Consider the following 26,025-nt stretch of genomic DNA (forward strand, 5'->3'; position numbering starts at 1 on the left):
GTTCCTTGCACGCCCATCGCCATTCCTTTGGTATGATCAAAAGTCGATTGTGCATGGATCCATGCAGTGCGCTGCTCAAACCGATCACAAGGCGCGAGGTTGCGGCTTCATCGTTCCGTATGGCCACTCCACTTTTAGCGAATACCCACGCTTGATGCGAAAACTCCTGGCAAGCGCCCTGGCGCTGGTGATGATCGCCGCCCTCTGCGGCTATGGCTTCTGGACCCAACAGCGCCCGGAAGGCCACTACCTGTCCGACCTGCGCATCGAACTGGCGCTTAACCATGGCGTCCCGGGCGAGCACGGCAACCTGCTCGGTGTCGAACCACTGCTGTACCCGGGCGACTATCAGAACTTGCAACGCCTGCACCGCAAGCTCGCAGCCTATCTGGAGCAAGCCCGCGCCCAAGGCCTGGTGAACCCGCGCACGGTGGTCGTGCTGCCGGAACACATCGGTACCTGGCTGTGGGCGCGCGGAGAGAAGAGCGAGCTGTATCAAGTTACCCAGAGCCGCGAAGCCCAACAATGGCTGGAACTGAGCAACCCGCTGCGCTATGGCCTCGCGGTTCTTGGCGCTGACGGCGACGACTGGCGCGCCGATGCGCACTTGCGCATGAAGGCCGAGCAGATGGCCGCAGACTACCAGCAGCTGTTCGGCGGCCTGGCCAAGGAATTTGGCGTCACCTTGGTGGCCGGTTCGATCGTGCTGCCCGAACCTTATGTGAAACAAGGCGTACTGCATACCGGCCGTGGCCCGCTGTTCAACAGCAGTGTGGTGTTTGCCGGTGACGGCTCGCTACTGGGGCAGCCCCAGCGTCAGCAATATCCCGACAGTGAAATGCGCCGCTACGTCCACGACGGCCGCCAGCACCCGCTGCAGGTCGTGCAGACCCCGGCCGGGCGCCTGGGGATACTGGTGGGCAGTGACAGCTGGTACCCGGAAAACCACCAGCAACTGACTGAACAAGCCGTACAACTGATCGCCAACCCAGCGTTTCTCAGTGGCAAGGGCAGCTGGCAAGCACCCTGGCGGGGAAATCGCCACCAGGATGCCAGCGCCGGGCTGGCCTTGCAGCGCGGCGAAGTCAGTGAACAGGCGGCTTGGCAACGCCTGACCGAAGTGGCCGGAACCGACATCAGCAGTATGAGCGTGTTCATGCGCGGGCAGTTCTGGGAACAGGGCAGCGATGGCCAGGGCTTTGCCCGCCAGTCGGGAGCGTTGCTTGCCGCTCCTCCCAGCCCAGGTGCCCGCCTGCTGAATGTGTGGCTGTAAGCCCATGGCCCGCCCCCGCGTGCGCCTGGGCGAACTGTCGGTGGGTTTTGTCCAGCCTTTGAGCGAAGCCCTGCGCGAGCTGGGCCACGACCCTGAACCATTGCTGCGCCGCTACGGCCTGGACGCGACACGCCTGGGCGAAGCCGGCGCACGCCTGTCCATCCCCCGCTACATGCATCTGGGCCACGCAGCAATCGAAATGAGCGGCGAGGCTGCTCTAGGCCTGCGTATGGGGCGCCTGAGCCGTCTGGCGCATGCTGGCCTGGCCGGGGTCACCGCGGCCCAGGCCCCCACCTTGGGTGAGGCGGCGCGCACCCTGCTGCGCTTCGAGCCGCTTTACGCGGCCAACTACCGTGGCCATTCCTGCTTTGTGGAAGATGCCCAGGGCGCCTGGCTGCGCTTCTACTCCATCAGCCCGTATAACGACTACAACCGCTTTGTGGTCGACTCACTGCTGACCGGCTGGCTGGCCCAGTTGACCGACCTTGCCGGCACCCCAGTGCAGGCCGAACGCCTGGACATCGAGTTTGCCGCGCCCTCCTATGCCGCGCGCTATCAACCGCTCTGCAGCACGCCTGTGCAGTTCGCCGCCGACGGCAATCAGCTGCGTCTGAGCCGCGCCACCTTGCAACTGGCCAACCCCGGGCATTGCCCAAGTACCTGGCAGCACCTGCTGCAACTGTGCGAGGCAGAGCTGCTGCAGCGCACGCGGGTGCGCAGCCTGGGTGAGCGCATCACCCACCTGCTGGGCCCGCTGCTCAATGGCGGCCGTGAACCGGACCTGGAAGAAGTGGCGCTGCACCTGCAACTGCCAACCTGGACCTTGCGCCGCAAGCTCGCCGAGGAAGGCACGCGTTTTCGCGACCTGCTCAACGAAACACGGCGCGACCTGGCCGAGACCTACATCCGTGACACGGCGCTGGCCTTTGGCGAGATTGCCTATCTGTTGGGGTTTGCTTCGGCCGAGGCCTTCCAGCGCGCATTCAAGCGCTGGACGGGCCTCACGCCGGGGGAGTTCCGCCGCAGCCAGCGGCAGCCGGGTTAGAGTTCGGTGGCGTCGTCGGCCGGTTCCGGGGTGTCCAGTTCGTAAGCCTGGGTTTCGAGTAGCTCTTCCTGGTATTCATCCATTGCCCTGCGTCCTCTTTGCTCATTTTGCCTTTGTAGGTATCGCCTTCAGCCTAAGCAGGTGGGATGAAGGGATGATGACAAGCTTATGTTCCGGTACGTAGCAACCGTTAGATCTCTGTGCTATCTGAATAGTAGACGTTTCTGAGCAGGTGTAGAGGGCACTGGCGTTAGCCCGAACACAATCCATGCGGCCATAACGCTAGGCAGCTACTTGGTGGAGGGTGACGGGTGGAGCTTTTGTGGAGCAGCGAGGATTTCGTAATCGCAGGGCAGCCCTACGAAGGCTTTCCCATCCTGCTTTGGGATTCGATGGCCAGTTGTATCGAAGCCAATCAATTCTTTCGCTATTACCTTCTTCGCGGGGCCATCGGTTCTAAGAACTCCTGGCCTAGTACTGGCCGAGCGCTCTATGACTTCTTCAGCTTCTTGCAAGCTCATGATCTTGACTGGCGAGACGTAGATCGAGGTGAGGAAATAAGCCTTTTAGCTTCCTATCGAAAATACTGCACAGACACGTGCGGCCTTGCACTGAACACCACCCGTCAACGCCTAACTTACGCTTGTGCATTTTACAAATTTGCACTTGATAAACACTGGGTGGTGCGCCTTCCGTTCAACCTTGAAGAGCGCATCGTGAAAGGTAAAACAAGTTTCCTTGAGCATGCGAGCGCGAGAGGGCGCATGGCATTAGTTAATGACGCAATGCCTCGCAATCACAAGTCCTTGCCAAAGTTGAATCGCCCCTAGTTTCCTAGACACTCTCCAAGCTCAGAAAATAGCGTTTCTCATACTCTACTGGAGACAGCTGCATAGCACTGCTGTGTCGACGTTTTGGGTTATAGAACATCTCGATGTAATCGAAAATATCACTTCGAGCTTCGTCACGCGTTCCGTAAATCTTTCGCCGGATCCGCTCCCGCTTCAAAAGCTGGAAAAAGCTCTCGGCCACGGCGTTGTCATGGCAGTTTCCCCGTCGGCTCATGCTGCTGATCACATTGTTGGCCTTAAGGAAGCTTTGCCATTCTGAGCTACTGAACTGACTGCCTTGGTCTGAGTGAATCATCACTTGCTGCTGTGGCTTGCGTCGCCAAACGGCCATCAACATGGCGTCGATAGCAAGGTCGCTGCACATCCTTGGTTTCATTGACCAACCAATTACTTGGCGTGAGAAGAGGTCCAGCACTACTGCCAGATAAAGCCATCCTTCATAGGTGCGGATATAAGTGATATCTGTCACCCAGACCTTGTTCGGCTCGCTGACCTTGAACTGTCGGGCAAGGTGGTTGGGAGATGCCACTGTTGGCTTTCCGCCATAAAACTCAGGACGACGGCGATAGCCCGTTTGCGAACGCAACCCCTCTGCCTGCATCAAACGACCGACTCGATTTCGCCCGCATGTCTCTCCCAGCTCACGCAGGTCATCATGAATTTTGCGGTAGCCGTACACACCTCCGCTTTCGAGCCAAGCATGTTTGATCAAGCCAAGCAGACGATGATCTTCTTTTGCTCGGGCAGATTGAGGCTCGGCCAGCCAGGCGTAGTAGCCGCTGGGATGCACCTTGAGGGTTTGGCAAAGACGCCGCACTGGGTAATCGGTCGAGTGCTTTTTGATGAAGGCGTACTTCAGCCGCACTCCTTGGCAAAGTACGCGGCGGCCTTCTTTAAGATGTCTCGCTCTTCCGTCACGCGCTTGAGCTCAGCGCGCAGCTTGCGCAGTTCGGCTTGCTGGTCATCGTCATGCTGACGCTGCTCTTGGGGTTTGCTGTAGAGCTTGATCCAGGCGTAGAGGCTGTGAACGGACATGCCCAAGCGCTGGGCAACGTCGGCGACAGGCTTGCCTTTCTCGGTCACTTGCTTGACCGCTTCGATCTTGAATTCTTCAGGGTAACGCTGACGACTCATGGCACCTCCTATTTGGGCCTCATTATGAGGCTTGGAGGTGTCTACGGAACCAGGGGCGATTCAGAAGGCTATTTCAGCACAGGTCAGACGGCCTGTGCTGACTTGATCGGAGAATCCCTAGTATTCGGAGTGCTGGAATCAGTAGTATCAGGGCTTACTGGCAGCGCCCCTAGGCGGGGCGTGCTGATTCCACCACTTCATTCTGCAGTTAGGATCGCTATGGCCTACCTTGAAACTATCCCCGAGCCCTGGACGGCTCACCACATTCAGTCAGCGATAATGTCAAACTTCCAAGCTGCTCGTACTTCAATTGATCAGACCGACGGAGGGAAGCTGTGGCGAGGTACCAAAGAGTTAGACGACACCGTTTGGATTTTCCAGGCCAGCGCGGCTGAAGTGATAGAGGAGATCGGCTCCTTTGGTGAAAAAAGCAAGGAGCTGGGGTTTTGGGAAAAAACAAATCGGAAAACGGCCGAAGACTTCGTTAGGGAGGTGAAGCGGAAACTGTTCTACGCAACGTCTTCTGTGATGGCGTTAGTCGAGGTTGCACGAGTTTTCAACAAAAAGTGGGGCGTAGAAGGCTATGGAGATGGCGTTAAGGCTCATTTCTCCACCCTGGGATTGCATGAGTTTTTGCAGGATTTACGCAATTATAATGCTCACTGGCGAATCGCCGAAGCTAACTGGCGCATAGACTACGATTTTCAAGGCGGACGTGTCGCTCGCTTTGTAGTCGACAGGGGCGAGCTGCTGGCCTGGGGTAATTGGAAGGCCGGAGCGAAGCGATTCATCGAAGACGGGGGAACCGAGATTGATATCGGAGCTGCCTTCGATACGTACCGAAAACAAGTGAAGAGCTTTTACGAGTGGCACAAAGGTCAGGTGCTTGAAGCAAAGGCCCCGTTGCTGCGTACCTATCTTGAATACAAACGGATTCACGATGGGCTCAATCAGCAGATGAAATGGAATGCAATTTTGGGTCACGTGCCCGACTCCCTGAATCCATACCAATACCTTTCCCGGTATCTTTCAACTGCGCAGATGGAGAAGGTTTTGGCCTTCGAACATCGAAGTGAGGCACAAATTGACGCCCTCATCGATGTCCTGGACATGCGAGACTTCTGCAATGCTCAGCTTAGAGCAAAGGTGCAGAAGCTATTTAAACCATTAACTACTGCAGAGTAGCCCGCTGAGCCGCAGCCCAGCTGGCTATAACTAGGTCCAGGCAAAGCGCCTCTCACGCTCGTATTCCATGAGGGCGCCCGTGGATTGAATGTGGCGAGTGCGGCGGGCTCGTCTGAGCATGCCGCCGACGTCGATTAGCAACGGATAATCCCTTTTCAGCTCTTCCAGACTACTCTGGAATATCCGAGCGACTTCAAGCAGTTCCATATTTTTACTCTTCCTGGCCTAGTCACGTCCCTGAGAACGTTTGAATGCGTGCTTTCTCGTATGCCTGATAGTGGGCCTCAAGAAAGAGGATTCGAGGCTTGGGACTGAGAGCGAAAAGGCGCTTCCCATGATAGGCCTGGTACCCGGCATCGTTCACTGAGCTGGCCACCTCGACAGTGAGTGAACGCGGGTTGATCGTCACCAAGTGCGCGTCGAACAGCCGGTGCAGGTCGACTCTGAGCAAAAGCCCGTTGGTGACGTCGTTCGTTTGATCCCCGCGATAGGGAATGATGTGAGCCGCCTCGAGCAGGGTGTCGACAGTGCACCCGGTGATGCAGCACTCCCTACCATATCGCTCGAGCATCGCAGTCCGGAAATTTCCCTGCCCAGGGCGGATCACTGCGACCTGAGAGCGTACAGCCCTTCGATCAACCTTGAGTAAGGCCAGCTCCGCTCCAAGAGCAGCTGCAGGCGCTTGCGCCTGAATCTCCGAAGGCAGGACATCCTCCAACTCAAGAACCAACTCGTGCTGGAGCATCCGGCGGTAGCTAGGTTTCTCAGGTGCCTCTGCAGTCAGCGACCGGAGTATGGCCAGTGTCTCGGCCGCGGCTTCCAACGATGCAAAGCTTTCCGGCCGGTTGTCCCAGGCCTTTCTGAGTTCATCCACGGTGAGCTCGCTCACGGCCGCCAGCGTGAGCCCTGCTGCGTCGCTGTTCGCCACGTCAGGAGCATGCACCGGCGCCACTGTTGCTTCTTCCTGGCCCATCAGCTCTTCCTGCTCCGCTACCGCGAAGATGGCCATGACCTCTGGATGGCCAATGTAGGTGCTGGCGCCGGCGTAAAATTCGTCAATGCCCTCCAGCACCCTGACCAGCGCATACATCTCCGCCGCCGCCTCCGTCGTTCCGCAGCTGTGCGATCGACACGCCCAGGCCTGCACCAGGTCATCAGCGGTAAATTCGAGAAGGTCTTCGACCTCGAGAGCGTAGAGATGCCGCGGCGGATCGTCGGGAAGGGCGGCGGAGGACTTGCCAGGTGAATACGGCGCCGAATGATGAGAAATCGAAACGCCATCGACAGTTACCAAGCCATCGCTGTCTTCAGCCACATAGGTGGTGAACTCGTGAAGGTGCCGATACCAACTACGGTACCCGGCCAAGGTAATTCGCGACTTGCCCGGTTTGAATGTTTTTCGGCTGGGCTTGGCCCGTGGCCGGCTCGCCGGTGTTTTCACGGTGGTCCGTCACTCATGTAATGGCAGCGGAAAGTATACCGTAACGCACCACCAGATTTTTCAGCATGGCTGCCTCAAAAGCAACGCTCAGCCCGGCCATTCCTCCACAGGTTTGACGGAGGAATAGGAACCTGGCCGGTCCAACCGAGCAATTCGGCCAGGCGAGGGCTGAAGACCGAGCCCCTACAATCCCTGTGAAATCTGGTTGCCACAGATAGCGACTTGCGCTTCGTGCTCTCCGTGCGACGCTGGGCCCCATAACGTTCCAAGTTACATCCACAGTGCCGGCGAAGGACCTTTACCTCTGCGGGATCGAGACTGACTGTCCAGGAAGAGCGATGGCCAAGCCCGACATTACCAAGCAGGAAGTCATTCGCAGCTCATTCGGCTGCGAAGGCACGCGTTTGTTCCTGGTCTACGACGCAGGGTCGGGGGCTTATCGGCTCGCAACCCGTTGGCAGTGGCTCGCCGCTTTCGATTCGATCTGGGACGCCTGCGATGCGTTCGAAGCCCTCGAGTTGCTGGCGGGGTGTGAAAAACAGATAGCAGGCCCGATCAAGCATGAGATCAAGCGTGTCCCGCGGCATTCGTTTGGCTCGGCCCAGAACACGATGGGTCGCCTCAATTATCTCATCAACAGCGTTGAGCGTCGCCTACAGGGCCTTCGCCCCATCCGGTGTGGGAGCAAAGGCAGCGTTGAGCGCTGGATCGCGGCGTAGCCGCCAGAGTGGAGAAATAACCATGGCAGCTGAGAAGCCAAGGGTACGAGTAGCAATCGCGTTCGCGCGTAACTTTGCGTCAGGCCTGCTACAGAATGCGGAAGCGAGCCATCAACAGCTCGGCACCACCTTGACCGAAGCAGAGATCACGGTTGTCCAGCAGGAACTGGAGCGGATCAGCCAGCGCCTTCAGGCGACGGTCAATCAAGATGCCCTCGCTTTGGCATAGGCCTCTGGCCAAGCAATCGCTTTTGCCGCCTGTTGTGCGCTGGGCAAAACGATTAGAAAATTCCTAGTACCGCCTAACCCCAGGCCATGCGCTGGGCTTAGGCATTAGAAAGGCGCGGCTTACGCGCCAAGAAAAGGAAATAATCATGGTAGCGAAAAAGGAATGTTACTGGCTGAGACACCAGTGGGTAGACAGTGGCGGGGGCGTGACCGATGTATATGAGCGTAACCAACATTGCTCACGATGCGATACCACACGGGTGTACCGTGATGGGGTGACGGTCGATAAGCCCGGCAAGTTGAAGTACTTCGGGTTGATTGGCGGTGCGCTCATGCTGGCCATAGGAGCTCTATCCATGACTTACGGCACGCACTAGCGTGGCCTGGATGAATGTGGGCTGCGCCTGGTTAAGGTGAACAAAGGCCGCCTCCATCAGCTGACAGCGCCGATCAGCATCGGCTGACGCCAGGCTGCACCCATCGGCGCGGTTTGCAATGATTACCGAGGGCACTCACCAGATTTGCGTGGGTGCCCGGCCTAAGCTGGTCGCTGTTCAACTGGCCGGCAGATTAGCTTAGCGTCCTCCCCTTCCCAGTATTCACGGTTGAGACGTTCTGCGTCGGTCTCCGGAATCAGATGCTGCCAGCGCTGCTGTTCGACTTCTTGCTCTCCAGTTCGTAAGTCGCGGGTGAGGGTGACGCCGGCGGCGGCGAAGCGCTTCCGCACTTTGGCCCAGAAGCCGTGCGACCTCATTACCTCGTACAGCGGCGTTAACGGCAACTGATACCGTGACCATAAAAGCCACAATGCCACCTGGCCGAAGCCTCGCCCCTGGTGCCTCGAATCGATCTCGATGTCGTCAATGTAGAGGCGATCATGCAGCGGGCTGAAGCCATACCAGACCCGCCCAACGTGCTCGCCCTGGTGCTGGATGGCCGCGTCAATATCCGGGCCTGGGAAACAGAAATTGCCGCGTATAGGTTCACTGCGATCGATGACCAGCTGCAATCCCCTCGCCTGGACATCCAACAGGGCTCTCTGACGGCGCTGGAAGAAGTCGCGCATCGGGTCGAAGGTCATCTGGTCACTCATGACGAAAGGCCTTTGCAGGATCACACAGCGCGGTTTATGTAGCACTCTGGCTCAACATGATCGGAACCAAACCGCTCCACCGCCAAGAACCACCAGTTCCCTTTGCGCTTACCAGGATCCGATGCCCTAACTTCACCGGCCTCGAGGCCACGGGGCTTCTGATAAACCACCTGGTCACCGACTACCAGGGCCTTGGCCGGGAGACGTTCAACCAAGTAGCTGTTGCCAGCGGGGTCGCTCATCGCGATCCAAAGCCGCTCACCGCAGGCCAGGCAGGTCCAGGTGCTCGCGTTGACCGCGCTGCGATCAAGACCGCTCGTATCGCAGCCGGCGCAGCTGTAACTTTGGTCATACAGATCGGCAATGCGAAACGACATAGGTCGCCATCCTTGGGTTATTGAACGGCAAGTACTTTATCAGCAGGGAACGCCTCGGGGCACCTTCAGCACCTAAACCATTGCAGGTATTATTTGCTGCCCTACTCCACACCTCCTCAGAACCTTATGACTGAAGAACTAGAGGCCGCAAACCCAGCTGGTGCCCACCCATTCCAGGCAGTGATCGATGAGCTGATGGCTGCCGAGGTTCGCGTTACCGGGTGCGAGAACGCTTACAAGCTGCTGTTCAAGCTCTGCAAGCTCAAGGGCATGCAGATGAATGGCTCCGCAGTTACGGCCGCGAGGAATGGCGGTATCAGTAGAACCAAGGTGGTGACCCAGGCCCGTCAACTGCTGAAGGAGTACCTGGCCACCGGGCTCATTGTTCTGCCTGCACACATCAAGGGGAAAGGCTTAGAGCACAAGTACAAGCACGATGGGGATCCCGAGGCGGGCAGAAACTTCAACCGTGAGGGATGGCGGGCACCCCTCCCGTCGAAGCCGAAGCGGACGAAGCCCGCGAAGAACCAGACTCTTGGCGGCATCCAGTCGGGCCAAAAGCAGGCCAGCAAGACCCTCGCCAACGTCCGCAAGATGGCAACCATTGAGGCTTACGCCAAGGAGCACAACTGCACAATCACCCAGGCGATGATCGCGCTAATGTGATCGGGTATACCAAGACCGCAAACTAATCGCCGGCAGCGAGCATGCCTAGCCAGGCGCGGCCGATCCCGTAGCGCTTCCAGCCAGACATAAAGCGCACTTCAATATGAAACGAATCGAGACCCATCGATTCGGCTTTCAGCCTAGCAACTTAGCGGTCTATCCGTCTCAACCACTCAAGCGCCTTTACCGGCTTGCTTCCCTCGGGAGGATCGCCAGGTGCTTCTGCGTACATAAATAAGCTATCTAAGCTAGCGTGAGTTTCGGCCTCTGCTACCGCGTCAGCGACCGCAGCGAGTACAAAGGCGGGTACCGGAAACTTATTCATAATTAGGAAGCTCGGCCGTACAGTGGATGATCGTTTTCCTAAGCAATCGACTCAGTCTTCAGCACCGTAGTACGCATTACATTTGGGGCACATCCACTTCCCTGCAAAATGAAAGTCAGATGACACATTTGAAAGGCGCACCCGCCGCTCGCCGACGTCCCAACACGAGGTGCAAAATCGCCCCGTCTCACCTTCAAAGCTGTAGACGCCTTCGTTTGTATATGTAGGCTGCCCCACAGCCTTCTGCTTGACCTGTGCTTGAAGAAGGACGATCTGTTCCTGAGCTGCAGCCAGTTTCATTTTGAGTTCGCCAGATTCAAGCTTTGCGTCCCCAAGAGCCGAGTGCAGATCCGCGACGATCATTTTGAAATCAGCGTCGCCAACTTTTTTGGCCAAATCACGAAGTTTGTTAGAAGCGTCCAACGCCTGCTGCAGAATTGCGATGATGTCCATAGTTTTCCTGCTCGTCCCTAGGGAGCGAAAAGCATCCCTCTCTACTGCCGCTACCCAGCTCGATGGCTGGGGTTGGGCATTAGCTAAACCGTTACATGGTCATGGTCTGAATCGGTTGGCACCTTGACACACGGTAAAACCTTAGTCGGTCAAGCATCACACTCACACCTTGATCGGACCGTACATCCCTGTGTAGATTAAGGCGTTCCATATTTTCTTGATCGCCTGGCCGGCTTCTTGGTTTACAAACAAAGATGACCTAGCTCCATGGGGGCTGCCCAGAAAGTACGGGCGCATTGTTTCCCATGTCTCAGCCACTTCAGCCCAACGCCACCCCGGGACCTCTTTTTCCAGGATCAAGGCCATTGCCACTGACAGAGGAATTGTGCCATCCAGCAGGAGCGGTTTATCCCAAGTGCACTTCACTAAAACCGGCGCGGCATTGGGATTATAGAACTGTACATCGAGCCGTTCTGCCGTAACCGTGGCGACGGGGTGATGAGGGAGTGCATTCACCGAGTCGATGACGTCCTGGCCATCACCATAGGGACAGGTAATAAACCCGTTGGCAAAAAAACGGGTGTGATCAATTCCCTTGTACCCACACCCGTTACCGGGAACGATCACTGGGTGCCGGTCATCGTGATGACACACCAAAGGGTGCCATGAAGGGTAGCTGTCGACGACCGGCCCTAGTTCATCCGAAATTTCCCGCAAGGCCTCACGACTGCGGCCGCGCTCTGAATCGTCAATGCTGCGCGATACCAGATAGGCCTCCGCGTACTCATAGCCGGTTTTCGCTGCTTCATCAGCCCTAAATGCCATGTCCACGCTCCACTTGATCAACTCACAGCAAACACAATATACATTATTAGCGCATGAAAATATCATTTCATGCAAAGAAAAATAATTTCATGAACACCTGTTCCAGGTTGACAGCCTACAGAGCGACCTCAAAAGCCCTCCGGATGACGACCTGATCAACGTTCAGATAGGCTTTGCTGTGATCAAGACAGGCGTGCCCGAGGATCGCCTGTACTGTCTCTGCGTCGCCGGTCGCGGCCAAGACTTTTGCAGCAAGTGAGCGCCTGCCACTGTGGGACGAACCCTGTTTGATACCCGCCTGCCGGTAGAGTCTGCTGATCGTCTGTTGCAGCGCATCGCAGGCCCGGGACACCTCGGGTCCACTGTCCAACTGGCGATGTTTGAACGCGAGTTCAAAGGCTTGCCCTTTGTGCGTCATGACAAGTTTTGAACCGGGGCGCAGCCCTCGATATTCATCTTTACCGGAAAGCCCCCAGCGGCGATGGGATCGCAAGACCAACCACGCATCCAGCGCGGCAAGGCATCGTGCATGCGTGAGGTAAATGTCTCTTGGTCGGCATCCCTTCGTAATTTCTCCGCTCAGATACACTTCGGGCTTGATTGCACCACTCGGATAAAGCACGTCGGACACCTCAAGCAAGGCCAGTTCCGTCACGCGTATGCCAGTTGTATGAGTTAGCCAAAGCAACATGACATCACGCTCGGGCAGACGCCCTGTGACGGATGCAACTCGAATCAGGGTGTTTGAATTGTGCAGGGCGAAGCGAGGCGGCACGGCGGGGAAGCATGGGAAAAGCTCTCTGTTGGGGTTGAACGCGGATCTGCATCGATCCTTAGAGAGTGGGTAATAGGCCTCCGAGGAAGCCTATCACCAATGGTTTCGCGGTGTTCACGGAAAATTAGTGGTATTCCAGCGTCTGCAACCCACTTAACGCTTGCTACCAATATCAAGAAAGTCTGACATTATTAAAAACTAATCGCTAACAACCCCCACACTGGAGATTACCATGATTATTGCAGAACTCGCCGGCTGGACATGCCGCCAGATCGATGGAAGTTTTCTTGTTATCGCAGAGACATGTCATATAGTGACCACTTTCAACGGTGCATGAATGGCAAGATTCTTTGTAGGACCCAGGCGGAGAAAATTGTGGAGGACAGTCGTGCGCGTCACAAAGCGCAATTATGGCATGAGGGATACTCAAGGGTAGCTTGTCCGAGGACTTGAATGGGACCGTTTCATCGGCATGAGCATAAACGCCCAAGACTAAGGCTATGGAAGCAAGTGCCAATAAAAATCTGTTCACTTTCAATCTCCTTTAAAAAGTTCCGTTTAATGGTTGACCCTCGTTTGCTCTTGATGCCGAGACGCAATAAAAGGAATTTGCATAGTCTTGGCAATTTCCAGAAAGACGCACACACAAAGTATATCCTTCCCCTTGCGTCCACTGCTGTCCAGCGCTCACTGGTCCGGGTGAACCCGGAACATTCGGATACGTGCTTGGATCAAGATTCCGAACTGGAGGCGCTACACGTATGTCAGCCAAACAACGATCCTGGCTGGACGTTAGAACTGGGTATTCAGCATAGGCATTGGAAAAAACCAATATTGCTAAGAGAGCGACACTCATGACTATGCGCATAAAGGGTCTCCTGTCTAACCTAATAAGGAATAGCAGGGATCTTGAAAATCTATAGACTGATTTCCAATATAAATTACTTCCTCTCGTAATAATTGTTGCTTAACTGTTCAAAGGGTGGTCACCGAAACTGGGCTAAGGTTTCGAGGTCGCCGCGCTCGTCGGCGTTGATCTCGCGGCGCACCCAGGCGGCATCGATGTGCCCGTAGAGACGCCCGCGCAGCACGTGCAGCTGCTCCACCTGCAGCTCGTCTTCCTCCTCCGCGTCATGCAGCGCCTGGGTGTGCTGCTGCAGCTCCTCTAGCACTGCAGCAGGGAAAAGGCGGCGGCGCGGTGCAGCCGAGAGATGATGTCCTGCAGGAAATCGGGCAGTTGCTGCAGGCGGGCGGCGTGCTCGGCGCGCATCCGGTTCAGTTCTTGTTCGTCGCTCATGGGTTACCTGGTGTGAGGGTCGAGGTGCGCATAAACCAGACCCGATTATTTTGGGGTCCATCCTGACGGGATCTAGTTGCCGCTGGCATGCAAAAAGACCCCCGCGCCGGCTGGTAACGGGGGCATCGATTTAACAGAGCCAGGGGTTCGGTTTAGTGGCCGAGCGCCTTGACGCAACTGTCGATCATCCCCTGCAGCAGACGGCTAAGGGCCTGCGCCTCGGTCTCGCTGATCAGGCTCGGCGACAGCGCCTCCAGGCGGCCGCGCAGCGGCGGCTCCAGGGCCAGCAGGTCGTCCAGGGTGGGCGTCTCGCTCAACGCGGCCAGGGCACGGTAGAACGCGGCGAGGTCGGCCACGCGGGTCTGCTCGAAGGCAGTCATGGAATCGGGGGTAATCTCGGTCATCGGTGTAGGACTTGAATACGGTTGGAGTGGGTTCAATAATCACGGGAAAGCTTGCGCGAGTGACCGGCAACGCTCAGCGGCGGCGCCTCAACGGTGTATTCGCCGGCACTCAGGCCAGTATCGATGCGCAGGTTGAGGAAACTGACTTATCGGCACACCAGGGCAGTCAATCAGTACGTTCAGCCAACCTTGCCGTGAAGTATGGGTTGTGCCCGCACATAAGCGACCACGGATCGTTTGGCCCAGACTTTGTAAGCTCAAGATGCGAAGCGTACAGCTTCGATCTCCTATGTGCTATTGCGCTTATGATTTCTCTCCGACAGGCCATGTTTGGCCACCAGGAATTTGAGAAGGTCCCCCACCCGCCCCTCTGGGAGCTGGCTGCACGGCACTTCCTGCGAAAAGATGTTGGTGGTGCTTTGCCAACCTTCGATAATCCATACACGCTTCGCCATGGTGCATGCCTCTGTACGGAACCGCCGTTGCCAAATAGTTATTTTAACTTAAACACCGCATCGTCAACCTGCCTCTTTAAGACCACCTCTGCAATAAGAGTACGATGCGCCTTGAAAAACTTCTGAACCTGATTTCCCGCAATAGGTAGTCCATCAGTGGTAGCCGCGTCGATACTCGTGTAGCCGACAGGTATCCTCGGAGGCTCGAAGACCGGCGCGGCCGATATACTTAGATAAAGAGTATCAACTGTGTACTTTTCTATGATGGCCGTTAAGTCTTTGATGGATATATAAAGCGATCTATACGCACTATTGTCCTCATAAGCATGAACGGCACTAAAAACATCTTCATAAATTTCTTTTTCGAATTTCTTATCCGTATTTGTTTTCCTATACATCTCTATGAAGTAATCCGTGATGTCATGTGCAAAATTATCGCTTGCATGGGTAACAAGGTTCAGGTACCGAGGCGATCGATCCTCCACGAATGGGTCGAAGGTGTGAATCTCATCTTGCCAAGAAAATTTATTGTTATTTTCTGGAAACTCCTGGTCATTCACCGTCAGGGCGCGTTTTATTAAGGCAAGCGTATTCGGGTTTTTAGCTCCACCATCTTTTAAAGCGATGGTACTGTGATTCTCATGATCAACAATACCGAACGCGATATCACCTTTGGATTCGATGAGTTTCCAACCTTCGTTTTCAACCTGTTGCTCCGAATTCAATGACAGTTGTAACAAAGCGCAGTTCAGGTTAGCCGTGCTAATTCGTACCGTTCCGTCACCACCGTCCTCATTCGCGATGGCCTGGACGCCGTCATACCCAACATTCCCTACTAGTACAGTAGCGAGGATCTTGCCAGCACCATACCAAGTGGCTGTTGAGAATAGGTCTTTCTTGGCGAGCTCAGCGGTGTAGGGCGAACCCAGTTCCAGCCCCTTTAGAATTTCGGTACCAGTCTGCCCTTTAAATTTACCCCAGCCTTTGATGGCGCGACCGAGGAATGATCGACCTTTGTGGGCAAGAGGGGAGCCGAAATTCGCCGGTGCTAGCATCAGGAAATGAAGGATTGGCACGGTATCACTTTGATAGAAACGGGTCATCCAGTCACGAACTACCAACGCGCCAGTACTATGTGTCACCACATCGACTGACCTAGGCTCAGTTGGCAGCTTGTGTTTTAACCATGCACGCTGCATGGCTACGGCAATATCGGCGTAGGTTACATTGTCCTGAAGAGATATCCAGTCAGCAATATTAATTTGTATTGGCGGTCTTTGAGACCATTTTGCTATTTCGGCCGCCAGTTTTCGAAATGAATTTCCATCATCGCTCCACCCGTGAACGATAACAATATGCCTAGACATAAAGCCTCCTGGGATGCTGCCGATAGCCGCTCGATTTTCTTTTTCAGCCGTTGCTGCCTTTGGAGCCTTACGCTGGAGTTTCTTTATTTCCTCTCGAAGTTTTTCAGGAAGTCCCCCGACCAACTCCGAAAGTTGAATGAACTTATTTTGATATCCCTGCTTCTGGATTAAATACATTGGATCAGGCCTACCGCTGACAGCCCGTAGGTCGACCTCAATCTTTAATCGTGCCAGATCAGTTATCAAAGCCTTTAATTTTTTGTCCATGACCACCAATCCATGCGGGCTAAGTCTGAGAGCTTAGCTCAAGATAGAATCACGTCAGCGACCTAAAAAAAAGGCGACCTCATGAGAGGTAGCCTTTGATGAGTTAAGCAAATAGATCCGAGATCGCCAAAGTTTGTGTTGCAGCTTTGTCCTTCATCGATGCCAGGATCTGTTCGTGCTCGGCGTTGCTGATCGAATGATGGCGGATGTAGGAGCGCAGATCGGTACCGGTTAGATCGCGCTGCATGCGGTGCCAGAATTGCGCTCGTCGAGCCATTGCGTCGTAATCAGCAGCCTTGCCTTTGGCCAACTTGACCATGCCGTTGTTCAGGTAGAACTTGGCGCTGTCAGTTGGAGCCAGGCTTTTGGACATCGCGTGGAACGCCTCATCGAACTCGTCCACGAAACAGACCGCATCCGCCGGGTCGATTTCCGTTTCCTCGGCTTCTTCGTAGTAGACGATGTTGCGATCCTTGCCCTCAAAGCGGTCACGGATGGTTCGCATCGCCGGCCGTCAGGTGTCGAAAATAGTTAGAACACTTAAATTATTGATTGCGCGAAGAAAAAATTCACTTAACAGTTAGCAAGGCTCCAGAACCTACGAGTGGTAAACGTAGCAGGTGTTCAGGAAGTTATCGCGGGGCGTCTGTAACAGGGGATGTTTACAGCCTGAACCGTCCCTTTCGCGGGCTGCCGGCAAAAAGGCCGGTTCAGGCGACCCATCAAAGGGAGGGGGCGGCGGCCTCGACCGGCTGGGCATCCTGCTGCACCTGAATGGGTGCAGCTTCCGCCGGCGGGGCCACAGGCTGCGAACCTTGGCTGTCATCCAGCACCGGCGCCGCTGCCGCCTCGCTGGCCGGGGCTACCCCCGCAGGTGCAGGCGTCGCCTCAACCAACGGTGCAGCTGCCGGGGCCGGCGCCACCGGGTTTGCCGCCGCTTGCTCCGGAAGCCCAAGGTCAGCCGCCGGTTTTTCAACCTTCGGCGCTGGCTCTTCGACCTTGGCCTTGCTCACTTTTTTCGGCTTGGGCAGGTAGCTCTCCACCAAGGCGAAATAGCGGTCATAGAACTGCGCTGCGGTCACCGTCTCACTGGCCACCTTGACCATCGAGTCGTCACTGGAGCCGATCGGCATCGACACCGAACCCAGCACCCCCACGCCCAGGCTGGCGGAGGTGTTGGACTTTTTCAGCGCATAGCGGTCCTGGAGGGCGTTGGCGAACATGGTCGAGCGCTGATCGTCGCTCACGTCCGGCGCACAGGTGACATTGAAGCTGATCTGCAGGTGGTTCTCGCTGTTTTGCTGAAAGCTCTTGTTACCCACCACCTGGTTGGCGCCGCTGCTGGTGATGATGTATCCCTGGCTAAGCAAAGCACGCCGGGCGGCCTCGCAAGAGCCAGCATCGCTCACCGGAAAGCTGCGCGAGAAGGTACCCGAGTCATCGAAGTTCTCGTGCTCGTAGACGGCCGCTTTTTTCGAGGAACAACCGGTCACGCCCGCCAGCACCAGGGCCAGCCCGAGCGCACCAAAGACGGAAGATCTGGTCATTGCGAATTCCGGGTATGTCGGGAAAGTGCCTATTGTGCAACACAGCAGGCAGGCACAGGAACCGCTGGTCGGTGAAGAATCTGTCAGGCTGGTGTAAATCTGGGTAAAGGCAGGCACTTGCCAGGCGCACCAACGAAAAAAGCGACCCGAAGGTCGCTTTAACGTTGCTTCAAGGCGTTCATGGGGCCTTAAAGCGAAGATGGCGCAGCGGACGGGACTCGAACCCGCGACCCCCGGCGTGACAGGCCGGTATTCTAACCGACTGAACTACCGCTGCGTATCATTCAGGCTTGCGCCCGATTGAAACCTGGGTCTACCCTTCCGGCGCGATGGCCTCTGGGCAGGCACAAAAAAAGCGATAACGCGATCGCTTCTCTTGTGTTTGCTTCAAGGTGTTCTAGGGACCTTGAAACGAAGATGGCGCAGCGGACGGGACTCGAACCCGCGACCCCCGGCGTGACAGGCCGGTATTCTAACCGACTGAACTACCGCTGCGTATCGTTCAGGCTTGCGCCCGATTGAAACTGGGATCAGCCCAAGGCGTGTGCCTTGTGGCTTCAGACCGGTGCCAGGCACCCATCTGTTACTGAAAAATGGCGCAGCGGACGGGACTCGAACCCGCGACCCCCGGCGTGACAGGCCGGTATTCTAACCGACTGAACTACCGCTGCGCAGTGCGTTCCTCTCTGGCTATCGGCTTCTTGCGAATCCGATGCTCCAGGAACATCTCAGGAAGTGGTGGGTGATGACGGGATCGAACCGCCGACCCTCTGCTTGTAAGGCAGATGCTCTCCCGGCTGAGCTAATCACCCTCGCGATGTTGCTTGTTGCGTTTGCTTCGCTGAGGCCGCGAAATTTACGCAGGTGGCGAAGCTAAGTCAATAGCCCCATTGAATTTTTTTCAAAAAGGCAACGTGAGGTTATTGCCTGTGCCGGCCTCTTCGCGGGTAAACCCGCTCCTACAGTCGGACATTAACCGTTGTAGGAGCGGGTTTACCCGCGAAGAGGCCGGCACAGTTTAAACAAGGTGCTCAGCTATAGATCATCTTGCGGGTCATGCCGCCATCGACCACAAACTCCTGGCCGGTGACAAATGCCGCCTGGCGTGACAGCAACCAGGCAACCATGGCCGCGACATCTTCCACGGTCCCTACCCTGCCCGTTGGGTGCTGGGCATGGTCAGCTTCGCTCAACGGCTCGGCACGGCGCTGCGACGGATCACGGGCATCGATCCAACCCGGGCTCACCGCATTGACGCGAATCTCCGGGCCCAGGCTCATGGCCAGGGCATGGGTCAAAGCCACCAGGCCGCCCTTGCTTGCTGCGTAAGCCTCGGTGTCGGGTTCGGACTGCCGAGCACGGGTAGAGGTCAGGTTGACGATCGCCCCATTGTGCGCACGCAGGTACGGCGCACAATGCTTGGCCAGCAGCATGGGGCCGCTGAGGTTGACCGCCAGCACCCGGTTCCATTGGGCCAGGCTCAGGCTTTCCAGCGTCTGGTTGTGCGGGTTGGCAATGGCCGCATTGCACACCAGCGCGTCCAGCCGGCCGAACTGCCCGAGCACTTCGGACACGCCGGCACTGACCTGGGCCTCGTCGGCAACGTCCATGGTGATGAACCAGGCGTTGTCGCCCAACGCCTTGGCCGCTTTGGTACCACGCTGGCGGTCCAGATCACTCAGTACCACTTGCCAGCCTTCGCAGATCAGCCATGCGGCAATGCCAAGACCGATGCCGCGGGCCGCGCCCGTGACCAAGGCTACCCGGCCATTGTGGCCCGGGGTGCTGCCGCTGATTTCGATCACAATGCCGCCAGCCCGCGCGCCAGGTCAGCCTGCAGGTCGGCCACGTCTTCCAGGCCCACGGCAACGCGGATCAGGCTGTCGCGGATACCCGCCGCTTCACGCTCCTGCGGCGACAGGCGACCGTGTGAGGTGGTCGCCGGATGAGCGATGGTGGTTTTGCTGTCACCCAGGTTGGTAGTGATGGAAATCACACGGGTAGCGTCGATGAAACGCCACGCGCCCTCTTTGCCACCCTTGACCTCGAAGCTGACCACTGCACCAAAACCGCTCATCTGGCGCTTGGCCAGTTCGTGCTGCGGGTGGCTGGGCAGGCCGGCGTAATGCACCTTTTCCACGCCGTCCTGCTGCTCCAGCCATTCGGCCAGGGCCTGAGCGCTTTCGCAGTGTGCACGCATACGCAGGCGCAGCGTTTCCAGGCCCTTGGTGAAGATCCAGGCGTTGAACGGGCTGAGGGTTGGACCTGCGGTTCGCAGGAAACCCACCACTTCTTTCATTTGCTCGGCACGGCCGGCAACCACACCGCCCATGCAGCGGCCCTGGCCGTCGATGAACTTGGTGGCCGAGTGGAACACAATGTCGGCACCCAGCTTCAGCGGCTGCTGCAACGCCGGGGTACTGAAACAGTTGTCCACCACCAGCATGGCACCCTGAGCATGGGCGATTTCGCTGAGCGCAGTGATATCGACCAACTCGGCCAGCGGGTTGGAAGGCGATTCGACGATCAGCAGCTTGGTGTTGGCCTTGATGGCCTTTTCCCAACCGGTGAGGTCGACCAGTGGCACGTAGTCCACCTGTAGACCAAAGCGCTTGAAGTACTTCTCGAACAGGCTGATGGTGGAGCCGAATACGCTCTGCGACACCAGCACATGGTCACCGGCACTGCACAGCGACATGACCACGGCCAGGATCGCCGCCATGCCGGTGGACGTACCCACGGCCTGTTCGGCACCTTCCATGGCCGCCAGGCGCTCCTCGAAGGCACGCACCGATGGGTTGGTGTAGCGCGAATAGACGTTGCCCGGCGTTTCGCCGGCAAAGCGCGCAGCAGCATCGGCTGCCGTGCGGAACACATAGCTGGAGGTCAGGAACAGCGCTTCGCTGTGCTCACCTTCCGGGGTACGGTTTTGACCAGCGCGAACCGCCAGGGTGTCGAAACCGACACCCTCGAGGTCACTGTCCAGTCGCCCGGCATCCCATTGATCCGTCATGCCGTCGCTCCCAAAATCAGTTGTTGTAAAGGTCGATGATCGCGCTGACGGCCTGGTTCTTGACCTTGGCCAGGTCATTACGGGCCTGCTCGATGCGGTCGAGGTAGGCTTCGTCGATATCGCCAGTGACGTATTCGCCGTTGAACACCGCGCAATCGAACTGCTCGATCTTGATCTTGCCGCCGCCGACCGAGTCGATCAGGTCTGGCAGGTCCTGATAGACCAGCCAGTCGGCGCCAATCAACTCACCCACCTGTTCGGTGGTGCGGTTGTGGGCGATCAGTTCGTGAACACTCGGCATGTCGATGCCGTAGACGTTGGGGTAGCGTACTGCAGGGGCCGCGGAGCAGAAGTAGACATTCTTGGCGCCAGCTTCGCGGGCCATCTGGATGATCTGCTTGCAGGTGGTGCCGCGCACGATCGAGTCGTCCACCAGCATCACATTCTTGCCGCGGAACTCCAGCTCGATGGCGTTGAGCTTCTGACGCACCGACTTCTTGCGCGCGGCCTGGCCGGGCATGATGAAGGTACGGCCGATGTAACGGTTCTTGACGAAACCTTCGCGGAACTTGACGCCCAGCCGGTTGGCCAGTTCCAGCGCGGCAGTGCGACTGGTATCCGGGATCGGGATGACCACGTCGATATCATGATCGGGGCGCTCGCGCATGATCTTGTCGGCCAGCTTTTCACCCATGCGCAGACGCGCCTTGTACACCGAGACCCCATCGATGATCGAGTCCGGGCGCGCCAGGTAGACGTGCTCGAAGATGCACGGCTGCAGCTTCGGCGCTTCGGCGCATTGCTTGGTGAACAGCTGGCCTTCTTCGGTGATGTACACCGCTTCGCCCGGTGCCAGGTCGCGGATCAGGGTGAAGCCGAGCACGTCCAGGGCGACGCTTTCCGACGCGATCATGTACTCCACACCTTCGTCGGTGTGACGCTGACCGAACACCACCGGGCGAATGCCGTGGGGGTCGCGGAAACCGACGATGCCGTAGCCGGTGATCATGGCCACCACGGCGTAACCGCCAACGCAGCGGCTGTGCACATGGGAGACCGCAGCGAACACGTCTTCTTCGGTCGGCTGCAACTTGCCGCGCACCGCCAGTTCATGGGCGAACACGTTCAGCAGCACTTCCGAGTCGGAGTTGGTGTTGACGTGGCGCAGGTCGGACTCGTAGATCTCCTTGGCCAACTGCTCGACGTTGGTCAGGTTGCCGTTGTGAGCCAGGGTGATGCCGTAAGGCGAGTTGACGTAGAACGGCTGGGCCTCGGCCGAGGTCGAGCTGCCCGCAGTGGGGTAGCGCACGTGGCCGATGCCGATGTTGCCTACCAGGCGCTGCATGTGGCGCTGCTGGAACACGTCGCGCACCAGGCCATTATCCTTGCGCAGGAACAACCGGCCGTCATGGCTGGTCACGATACCGGCAGCGTCCTGGCCGCGGTGCTGGAGGACCGTAAGCGCGTCATACAGCGCCTGATTGACGTTCGACTTACCGACGATACCGACGATGCCACACATGCGACGCAACCCCTACTTTGATGAAACTTGAGTGAATAGCGCTCAGGGCTTGGACGGCCCGAGCAACTGTTCCTTGAACGGAAGATCAGCCGGAGTGCTGATCAGCCCACTGGGCGTCCATTGGCCGGTGAAACCCAGAATCAGGTTTTTCGACCAGTCGGCGACCAAGAGAAATTGTGGTATCAGGCGTGATTCCTGCCACCAGGTGTCTTGTTGAACCGGCCCCAGGCTGATCAGGCCTATGGCCACCACTACCAGCAAGGCCCCGCGCGCAGCACCGAAGGCCATGCCCAGGAAACGATCGGTGCCGGACAGCCCGGTCACGCGGATCAGCTCACCGACAAGGAAGTTGACCATGGCCCCCACCAGCAAGGTGGCGACGAAAAGAATGGCGCAGCCAGCGATGACGCGCATCGATGGCGTCTGGATATAGCTCTCAAGATACACCGAGAGCGAACCGCCGAACATCCAGGCAACCGCACCGGCAATGATCCAGATGAGCAAGGACAAGGCCTCCTTGACGAAGCCGCGCTTGAGACTGATCAGTGTGGAGACGGCGATGATCGCGATGATCGCCCAATCAACCAAGGTAAATGCCACGGTGCTGCCTGCAGACGTTTGAGGCGGCGCATTTTACCAGAGCGGCGGGCCGGGAGTAAGCGGAATGTCAGCTGGATTGGTGTTGGGCCATTGGCAGGCAAACCCGCCCCCAACTGGTTCTGGCTGAGCCTTGCAGCGGCGCAGTACCTGCAGGAACGGGCTCACCCGCGAATGGGCGGCATGGCCGCCCCCCGGGGAATCAGCTGCGCTCAGGCTGGAAGCGCACCACAAAGCCCTTGAGGCTGTTCTGACGGTTGATGGCGTCACGCACGCGCTCGGCTTCGGCGCGCTCGATCAACGGCCCCACGTACACGCGGTTCATGCCACCCGCCGTACGGATATAGGCGTTGTAACCCTGGCTACGCAGGGTTTGCTGCAGCTTTTCGGCACCGGCGCGGTTGGACAGGCTGGCCAGCTGGATCGACCAACTGACGGGCAGGCCATTGGCGTCGATCTTCGATGGCGCGGCAGGCGCTGGTGTTGCAGCAGCCTTGGCCTCCACCTTGGGCGCGGGTGCCTGCGGCTTGGGCGGTTGAACCTGCGCCTGGGTCTGCGGCGACGGGGTGATTGGCTGGCTGGGCGTACTCGCCGGCGCAGTGGCCTCGTCGATCACCACCGGCGCCGGCTGCACCTCCTGCGCAATAACCTGTGGCTCCGGCACGGCAACCGGCTCCACCTTCACTTCCGGTAGGCTGGGCATGGCCGGTGCCTGCGGGGCTTCGACGTGCACCTGGCGCATCTCGTCCTCGCGGGTAAACAGCATCGGCAGGAAGATAACCGCCAGCGCCACCAGCACCAGCGCACCCACCATGCGCTGTTTCATCCCTTTATCCAGCACAGCCATCTATTCCACCCTCCTGGGCGTGCCGCTCCAGCCATTCCAGCGCCTGGGCGACACAGAAAAACGAACCGAACAGCAGGATCTGATCATCCGCCGTCGCCTGCGCACATTGCCCTTCAAGGGCGGCGTCGACGCTGGCATAAGACTTCACCGTGGCACCGAGGTTCGCCAAGGACGAGGCCAGTTCTGCGGCCGGGCGACTGCGCGGGGTATCCAGCGGCGCCACCGCCCAGTCGTCGATGAGGCCCTGCAGCGGCGCGATAACGCCCTCCAGATCCTTGTCGGCGAGCAGGCCAAACACCGCGAGGCGGCGCCCCTTGAGCGGCCGGGCCGCCAGGCGCCTGGCCAGGTACTGCGCCGCATGCGGGTTATGCCCGACATCCAGCAGCAACGCTACCGGCTTACCCTGCCAGTTCAACAGACGGAGGTCGAGACGCCCAGTGATACGGGTATCCAGCAACGCCTGGCGAACTTGCACCGCGTCCCACGGCAGCCCCATCAGCAGGTAAGCCTGCAAGGCCGGCGTGGCGTTTTCCATGGGCAGGTCTAGCAAAGGCAGGTCACGCAGCTCGACCTGCGCACCATCGGCGGCAGTACCACGCCAGCTCCAGCAGCCTTCGGCGCTGGTCAGGTCGAATTCCCGACCACGCAGGAACAGTGGCGCGGCCAGTTCGGCGGCCTTGTCCAGCAACGGCCCGGGCGGATCCAGATCACCGCACAGGGCCGGCTTGCCCGGGCGGAAGATGCCAGCCTTCTCGAAGGCCACCAGCTCGCGGGTATCACCCAGGTAATCAACATGGTCGACACCGATGCTGGTCACCAGGGCGAAGTCGGCATCCACTACGTTGACGGTATCCAGGCGGCCACCCAGGCCCACCTCCAGCACCACCGCATCCAGCTGCGACTGGTAGAACAACCAGAACGCGGCCAACGTCCCCATCTCGAAGTAGGTCAGGGAAATATCGCCCCGCGCCGCCTCGACGGCGGCGAAGGCTTCGCACAGGCGCTCATCGCTGGCCTCTTGGCCATCGATCACCACCCGCTCGTTGTAACGTAGCAGGTGCGGCGAACTGTACACACCGACCTTGAGCCCCTGGGCACGCAGCAACGACGCCACAAAGGCGCAGGTCGAACCCTTGCCGTTGGTGCCGGTCACTGTCACCACGCGCGGCGCCAGCTTGCCCAGCGCCAAGCGGGCAAGCACCTTCTGCGACCGCTCCAGGCCCATGTCGATGGCCGAGGGGTGCAACTGCTCGAGGTAGGCGAGCCATTCGCCCAGGGATCGTTGTTTCATCACGCGACGGCAGCCGCCTCACGCGCTTCTTCCGGCGTTTGCTGACCGGTCATCTGCGCCAGCAGGCGGGCCAGACGCGGGCGCAATTCGCCACGGGAGATGATCAGGTCGATGGCACCGTGCTCCAGCAGGAACTCACTGCGCTGGAAGCCTTCAGGCAGCTTCTCGCGTACGGTCTGCTCGATCACGCGTGGGCCGGCGAAACCGATCAGGGCCTTCGGCTCACCGACGATGACGTCGCCGAGCATGGCCAGGCTGGCGGAAACACCGCCATACACCGGGTCGGTCAGGACCGAGATGAACGGGATGCCTTCTTCGCGCAGGCGCGCCAGCACGGCAGAGGTCTTGGCCATCTGCATCAGCGAGATCAGCGCTTCCTGCATGCGCGCCCCCCCCGAAGCGGAGAAGCAAACCATTGGGCAGCGGTTTTCCAGGGCATAGTTGGCCGCGCGGACGAAGCGCTCGCCGACGATGGCACCCATGGAGCCGCCCATGAACGAGAACTCGAAGGCGCTAACCACGATCGGCATGCCCATCAGGGTGCCGCTCATGGAGATCAGCGCGTCTTTTTCGCCAGTCTGCTTCTGCGCAGCGGTCAGGCGGTCCTTGTACTTCTTGCCATCACGGAACTTCAGGCGGTCTACCGGTTCCAGGTCAGCGCCCAGTTCGGCCCGGCCTTCGGCGTCAAGGAAGATGTCGATGCGCGCACGTGCGCCGATGCGCATGTGGTGATTGCACTTGGGGCAGACATCCAGGGTCTTTTCCAGCTCCGGACGATACAGCACGGCCTCGCAGGACGGGCACTTGTGCCACAGGCCCTCAGGCACCGAGCTCTTTTTCACCTCGGAACGCATGATCGAAGGGATCAGTTTGTCGACTAACCAGTTGCTCATGCTTTCTTTCTCCAGTATTGGCAGGCGGGGGACGGCGTCACCGGCCCTACCCTGCCCTTGAGCTCAAAATCTTTTATGAAACGATGGTGGACCGGCCGCCGGGGTTTCCAGCGCGCCACTCCACCGCTAATGTGT

27 protein-coding genes and 4 tRNA genes are annotated in these 26,025 nt (G+C 58.2%); 7 read left to right on the top strand and 24 right to left on the bottom strand.

Annotated features, from left to right (window positions below; translation table 11 throughout):
* The first annotated feature begins 154 nt into the window (after nucleotides 1-154).
* From KW568_RS20920 to KW568_RS20930, 3 genes are all read left to right on the top strand, one after another.
* Nucleotides 155-1,273 carry a nitrilase-related carbon-nitrogen hydrolase gene (locus KW568_RS20920; protein ID WP_003247213.1) on the top strand — a complete coding sequence of 373 codons (1,119 nt, stop codon included), beginning with the start codon at nucleotides 155-157 and terminating at the stop codon, nucleotides 1,271-1,273.
* 4 nt (nucleotides 1,274-1,277) lie between these two features.
* Entirely contained in the window at nucleotides 1,278-2,318 is a 1,041-nt protein-coding gene (locus KW568_RS20925; RefSeq protein ID WP_004577417.1) for an AraC family transcriptional regulator, read from the top strand.
* A gap of 311 nt (nucleotides 2,319-2,629) precedes the next feature.
* A complete protein-coding gene (locus KW568_RS20930) occupies nucleotides 2,630-3,148 on the top strand; it encodes a hypothetical protein (protein ID WP_004577416.1) in 519 nt (172 codons plus the stop codon).
* A gap of 4 nt (nucleotides 3,149-3,152) precedes the next feature.
* On the opposite strand, the gene KW568_RS20935 is transcribed toward KW568_RS20930, so the two are convergent.
* A protein-coding gene (locus KW568_RS20935) for an IS3 family transposase (RefSeq protein ID WP_085983017.1) occupies nucleotides 3,153-4,303 on the bottom strand; the annotation gives its coding sequence in 2 pieces (ribosomal slippage) (nucleotides 3,153-4,060 and nucleotides 4,060-4,303; 1,152 coding nt in all).
* A gap of 219 nt (nucleotides 4,304-4,522) precedes the next feature.
* On the opposite strand from KW568_RS20935, the gene KW568_RS20940 reads away from it, so the two are divergent.
* Complete coding sequence (locus KW568_RS20940; protein ID WP_004577413.1) at nucleotides 4,523-5,488, top strand: hypothetical protein; 966 nt, start codon at nucleotides 4,523-4,525, stop codon at nucleotides 5,486-5,488.
* Nucleotides 5,489-5,518: 30 nt separating this feature from the next.
* Here the strand turns inward: KW568_RS20940 and KW568_RS20945 are convergent, their stop codons facing one another.
* Nucleotides 5,519-5,695 (bottom strand): hypothetical protein, encoded by a 177-nt coding sequence (locus KW568_RS20945; protein WP_157404875.1) that lies wholly within the window; start codon nucleotides 5,693-5,695, stop codon nucleotides 5,519-5,521.
* 22 nt (nucleotides 5,696-5,717) lie between these two features.
* Nucleotides 5,718-6,929, bottom strand: coding sequence for an HNH endonuclease (locus tag KW568_RS20950; RefSeq protein WP_232435463.1), 1,212 nt, complete (start codon nucleotides 6,927-6,929; stop codon nucleotides 5,718-5,720).
* A gap of 338 nt (nucleotides 6,930-7,267) precedes the next feature.
* On the opposite strand from KW568_RS20950, the gene KW568_RS20955 reads away from it, so the two are divergent.
* Both KW568_RS20955 and KW568_RS20960 read left to right on the top strand, forming a co-directional pair.
* Entirely contained in the window at nucleotides 7,268-7,648 is a 381-nt protein-coding gene (locus tag KW568_RS20955) for a hypothetical protein (RefSeq protein WP_004577411.1), read from the top strand.
* 22 nt (nucleotides 7,649-7,670) lie between these two features.
* Nucleotides 7,671-7,877 carry a hypothetical protein gene (locus KW568_RS20960; RefSeq protein ID WP_004577410.1) on the top strand — a complete coding sequence of 69 codons (207 nt, stop codon included), beginning with the start codon at nucleotides 7,671-7,673 and terminating at the stop codon, nucleotides 7,875-7,877.
* Nucleotides 7,878-8,414: 537 nt separating this feature from the next.
* On the opposite strand, the gene KW568_RS20965 is transcribed toward KW568_RS20960, so the two are convergent.
* Both KW568_RS20965 and KW568_RS20970 read right to left on the bottom strand, forming a co-directional pair.
* Nucleotides 8,415-8,969 carry an N-acetyltransferase gene (locus KW568_RS20965; protein ID WP_004577408.1) on the bottom strand — a complete coding sequence of 185 codons (555 nt, stop codon included), beginning with the start codon at nucleotides 8,967-8,969 and terminating at the stop codon, nucleotides 8,415-8,417.
* A 20-nt stretch (nucleotides 8,970-8,989) separates the two neighbouring features.
* Entirely contained in the window at nucleotides 8,990-9,346 is a 357-nt protein-coding gene (locus KW568_RS20970; RefSeq protein ID WP_004577407.1) for a hypothetical protein, read from the bottom strand.
* A 126-nt stretch (nucleotides 9,347-9,472) separates the two neighbouring features.
* On the opposite strand from KW568_RS20970, the gene KW568_RS20975 reads away from it, so the two are divergent.
* Nucleotides 9,473-10,012: a hypothetical protein gene (locus tag KW568_RS20975; RefSeq protein WP_004577406.1), complete on the top strand. Its 540-nt coding sequence runs from the start codon at nucleotides 9,473-9,475 to the stop codon at nucleotides 10,010-10,012.
* A 376-nt stretch (nucleotides 10,013-10,388) separates the two neighbouring features.
* Here the strand turns inward: KW568_RS20975 and KW568_RS20980 are convergent, their stop codons facing one another.
* From KW568_RS20980 to accD, 19 genes are all read right to left on the bottom strand, one after another.
* Nucleotides 10,389-10,790: a hypothetical protein gene (locus KW568_RS20980; RefSeq protein ID WP_004577405.1), complete on the bottom strand. Its 402-nt coding sequence runs from the start codon at nucleotides 10,788-10,790 to the stop codon at nucleotides 10,389-10,391.
* Nucleotides 10,791-10,952: 162 nt separating this feature from the next.
* Entirely contained in the window at nucleotides 10,953-11,615 is a 663-nt protein-coding gene (locus KW568_RS20985; RefSeq protein ID WP_004577404.1) for a hypothetical protein, read from the bottom strand.
* A gap of 115 nt (nucleotides 11,616-11,730) precedes the next feature.
* On the bottom strand, nucleotides 11,731-12,306 hold the full coding sequence (locus KW568_RS20990) for a site-specific integrase (protein WP_347783966.1): 576 nt from the start codon (nucleotides 12,304-12,306) through the stop codon (nucleotides 11,731-11,733).
* 1,249 nt (nucleotides 12,307-13,555) lie between these two features.
* A complete protein-coding gene (locus KW568_RS20995) occupies nucleotides 13,556-13,687 on the bottom strand; it encodes a hypothetical protein (RefSeq protein ID WP_259536674.1) in 132 nt (43 codons plus the stop codon).
* Nucleotides 13,688-13,839: 152 nt separating this feature from the next.
* Nucleotides 13,840-14,091 (bottom strand): hypothetical protein, encoded by a 252-nt coding sequence (locus KW568_RS21000; protein ID WP_004577401.1) that lies wholly within the window; start codon nucleotides 14,089-14,091, stop codon nucleotides 13,840-13,842.
* A gap of 493 nt (nucleotides 14,092-14,584) precedes the next feature.
* Nucleotides 14,585-16,180: a triacylglycerol lipase gene (locus KW568_RS21005; RefSeq protein WP_259536675.1), complete on the bottom strand. Its 1,596-nt coding sequence runs from the start codon at nucleotides 16,178-16,180 to the stop codon at nucleotides 14,585-14,587.
* A 103-nt stretch (nucleotides 16,181-16,283) separates the two neighbouring features.
* On the bottom strand, nucleotides 16,284-16,685 hold the full coding sequence (locus KW568_RS21010) for a hypothetical protein (RefSeq protein ID WP_004574903.1): 402 nt from the start codon (nucleotides 16,683-16,685) through the stop codon (nucleotides 16,284-16,286).
* A gap of 217 nt (nucleotides 16,686-16,902) precedes the next feature.
* Entirely contained in the window at nucleotides 16,903-17,727 is an 825-nt protein-coding gene (locus KW568_RS21015) for a DUF2242 domain-containing protein (protein ID WP_004574902.1), read from the bottom strand.
* Between the two features lie 200 nt (nucleotides 17,728-17,927).
* A tRNA-Asp gene (locus tag KW568_RS21020) sits at nucleotides 17,928-18,004 on the bottom strand.
* A gap of 141 nt (nucleotides 18,005-18,145) precedes the next feature.
* A tRNA-Asp gene (locus KW568_RS21025) sits at nucleotides 18,146-18,222 on the bottom strand.
* Between the two features lie 99 nt (nucleotides 18,223-18,321).
* Nucleotides 18,322-18,398, bottom strand: a tRNA-Asp gene (locus KW568_RS21030).
* A gap of 65 nt (nucleotides 18,399-18,463) precedes the next feature.
* Nucleotides 18,464-18,539, bottom strand: a tRNA-Val gene (locus tag KW568_RS21035).
* Nucleotides 18,540-18,758: 219 nt separating this feature from the next.
* Complete coding sequence (locus tag KW568_RS21040; RefSeq protein WP_003247209.1) at nucleotides 18,759-19,532, bottom strand: SDR family oxidoreductase; 774 nt, start codon at nucleotides 19,530-19,532, stop codon at nucleotides 18,759-18,761.
* Nucleotides 19,529-20,740 (bottom strand): O-succinylhomoserine sulfhydrylase, encoded by a 1,212-nt coding sequence (locus KW568_RS21045; protein WP_004574899.1) that lies wholly within the window; start codon nucleotides 20,738-20,740, stop codon nucleotides 19,529-19,531. The genes KW568_RS21040 and KW568_RS21045 overlap by 4 nt, the downstream gene beginning before the upstream one ends.
* Before the next feature lie 16 nt (nucleotides 20,741-20,756).
* Entirely contained in the window at nucleotides 20,757-22,262 is a 1,506-nt protein-coding gene (purF, locus tag KW568_RS21050) for an amidophosphoribosyltransferase (protein ID WP_004574897.1), read from the bottom strand.
* A 42-nt stretch (nucleotides 22,263-22,304) separates the two neighbouring features.
* Nucleotides 22,305-22,862 carry a CvpA family protein gene (locus tag KW568_RS21055; protein ID WP_003247206.1) on the bottom strand — a complete coding sequence of 186 codons (558 nt, stop codon included), beginning with the start codon at nucleotides 22,860-22,862 and terminating at the stop codon, nucleotides 22,305-22,307.
* 199 nt (nucleotides 22,863-23,061) lie between these two features.
* A complete protein-coding gene (locus tag KW568_RS21060; RefSeq protein ID WP_004574895.1) occupies nucleotides 23,062-23,706 on the bottom strand; it encodes an SPOR domain-containing protein in 645 nt (214 codons plus the stop codon).
* Entirely contained in the window at nucleotides 23,690-24,997 is a 1,308-nt protein-coding gene (folC, locus tag KW568_RS21065) for a bifunctional tetrahydrofolate synthase/dihydrofolate synthase (protein WP_259536679.1), read from the bottom strand. Before folC ends, KW568_RS21060 begins: the two co-directional genes overlap by 17 nt.
* On the bottom strand, nucleotides 24,997-25,890 hold the full coding sequence (gene accD / locus KW568_RS21070; protein ID WP_004574892.1) for an acetyl-CoA carboxylase, carboxyltransferase subunit beta: 894 nt from the start codon (nucleotides 25,888-25,890) through the stop codon (nucleotides 24,997-24,999). Before accD ends, folC begins: the two co-directional genes overlap by 1 nt.
* Between the last annotated feature and the right edge of the window lie 135 nt (nucleotides 25,891-26,025).

Origin of the sequence: Pseudomonas sp. HD6515 (genome assembly GCF_024971855.1) — a bacterium.
Taxonomy (GTDB): Bacteria; Pseudomonadota; Gammaproteobacteria; order Pseudomonadales; family Pseudomonadaceae; genus Aquipseudomonas; species Aquipseudomonas alloputida.

Coding starts and splice junctions, on each gene's coding strand:
- KW568_RS20920 (WP_003247213.1), top strand. CDS start 155: ATGCGAAAACTCCTGGCAAGCGCCCTGGCGCTGGTGATGATCGCCGCC.
- KW568_RS21010 (WP_004574903.1), bottom strand. CDS start 16,685: ATGCGAACCATCCGTGACCGCTTTGAGGGCAAGGATCGCAACATCGTC.
- folC (WP_259536679.1), bottom strand. CDS start 24,997: ATGAAACAACGATCCCTGGGCGAATGGCTCGCCTACCTCGAGCAGTTG.
- KW568_RS20980 (WP_004577405.1), bottom strand. CDS start 10,790: ATGGACATCATCGCAATTCTGCAGCAGGCGTTGGACGCTTCTAACAAA.
- KW568_RS20995 (WP_259536674.1), bottom strand. CDS start 13,687: ATGAGCGACGAACAAGAACTGAACCGGATGCGCGCCGAGCACGCCGCC.
- KW568_RS21060 (WP_004574895.1), bottom strand. CDS start 23,706: ATGGCTGTGCTGGATAAAGGGATGAAACAGCGCATGGTGGGTGCGCTG.
- KW568_RS20985 (WP_004577404.1), bottom strand. CDS start 11,615: ATGGCATTTAGGGCTGATGAAGCAGCGAAAACCGGCTATGAGTACGCG.
- purF (WP_004574897.1), bottom strand. CDS start 22,262: ATGTGTGGCATCGTCGGTATCGTCGGTAAGTCGAACGTCAATCAGGCG.
- KW568_RS21005 (WP_259536675.1), bottom strand. CDS start 16,180: ATGGACAAAAAATTAAAGGCTTTGATAACTGATCTGGCACGATTAAAG.
- KW568_RS20975 (WP_004577406.1), top strand. CDS start 9,473: ATGACTGAAGAACTAGAGGCCGCAAACCCAGCTGGTGCCCACCCATTC.
- KW568_RS20955 (WP_004577411.1), top strand. CDS start 7,268: ATGGCCAAGCCCGACATTACCAAGCAGGAAGTCATTCGCAGCTCATTC.
- KW568_RS21015 (WP_004574902.1), bottom strand. CDS start 17,727: ATGACCAGATCTTCCGTCTTTGGTGCGCTCGGGCTGGCCCTGGTGCTG.
- KW568_RS20960 (WP_004577410.1), top strand. CDS start 7,671: ATGGCAGCTGAGAAGCCAAGGGTACGAGTAGCAATCGCGTTCGCGCGT.
- KW568_RS20925 (WP_004577417.1), top strand. CDS start 1,278: ATGGCCCGCCCCCGCGTGCGCCTGGGCGAACTGTCGGTGGGTTTTGTC.
- accD (WP_004574892.1), bottom strand. CDS start 25,890: ATGAGCAACTGGTTAGTCGACAAACTGATCCCTTCGATCATGCGTTCC.
- KW568_RS20990 (WP_347783966.1), bottom strand. CDS start 12,306: ATGTTGCTTTGGCTAACTCATACAACTGGCATACGCGTGACGGAACTG.
- KW568_RS20965 (WP_004577408.1), bottom strand. CDS start 8,969: ATGAGTGACCAGATGACCTTCGACCCGATGCGCGACTTCTTCCAGCGC.
- KW568_RS20945 (WP_157404875.1), bottom strand. CDS start 5,695: ATGGAACTGCTTGAAGTCGCTCGGATATTCCAGAGTAGTCTGGAAGAG.
- KW568_RS20970 (WP_004577407.1), bottom strand. CDS start 9,346: ATGTCGTTTCGCATTGCCGATCTGTATGACCAAAGTTACAGCTGCGCC.
- KW568_RS20940 (WP_004577413.1), top strand. CDS start 4,523: ATGGCCTACCTTGAAACTATCCCCGAGCCCTGGACGGCTCACCACATT.
- KW568_RS21000 (WP_004577401.1), bottom strand. CDS start 14,091: ATGACCGAGATTACCCCCGATTCCATGACTGCCTTCGAGCAGACCCGC.
- KW568_RS21045 (WP_004574899.1), bottom strand. CDS start 20,740: ATGACGGATCAATGGGATGCCGGGCGACTGGACAGTGACCTCGAGGGT.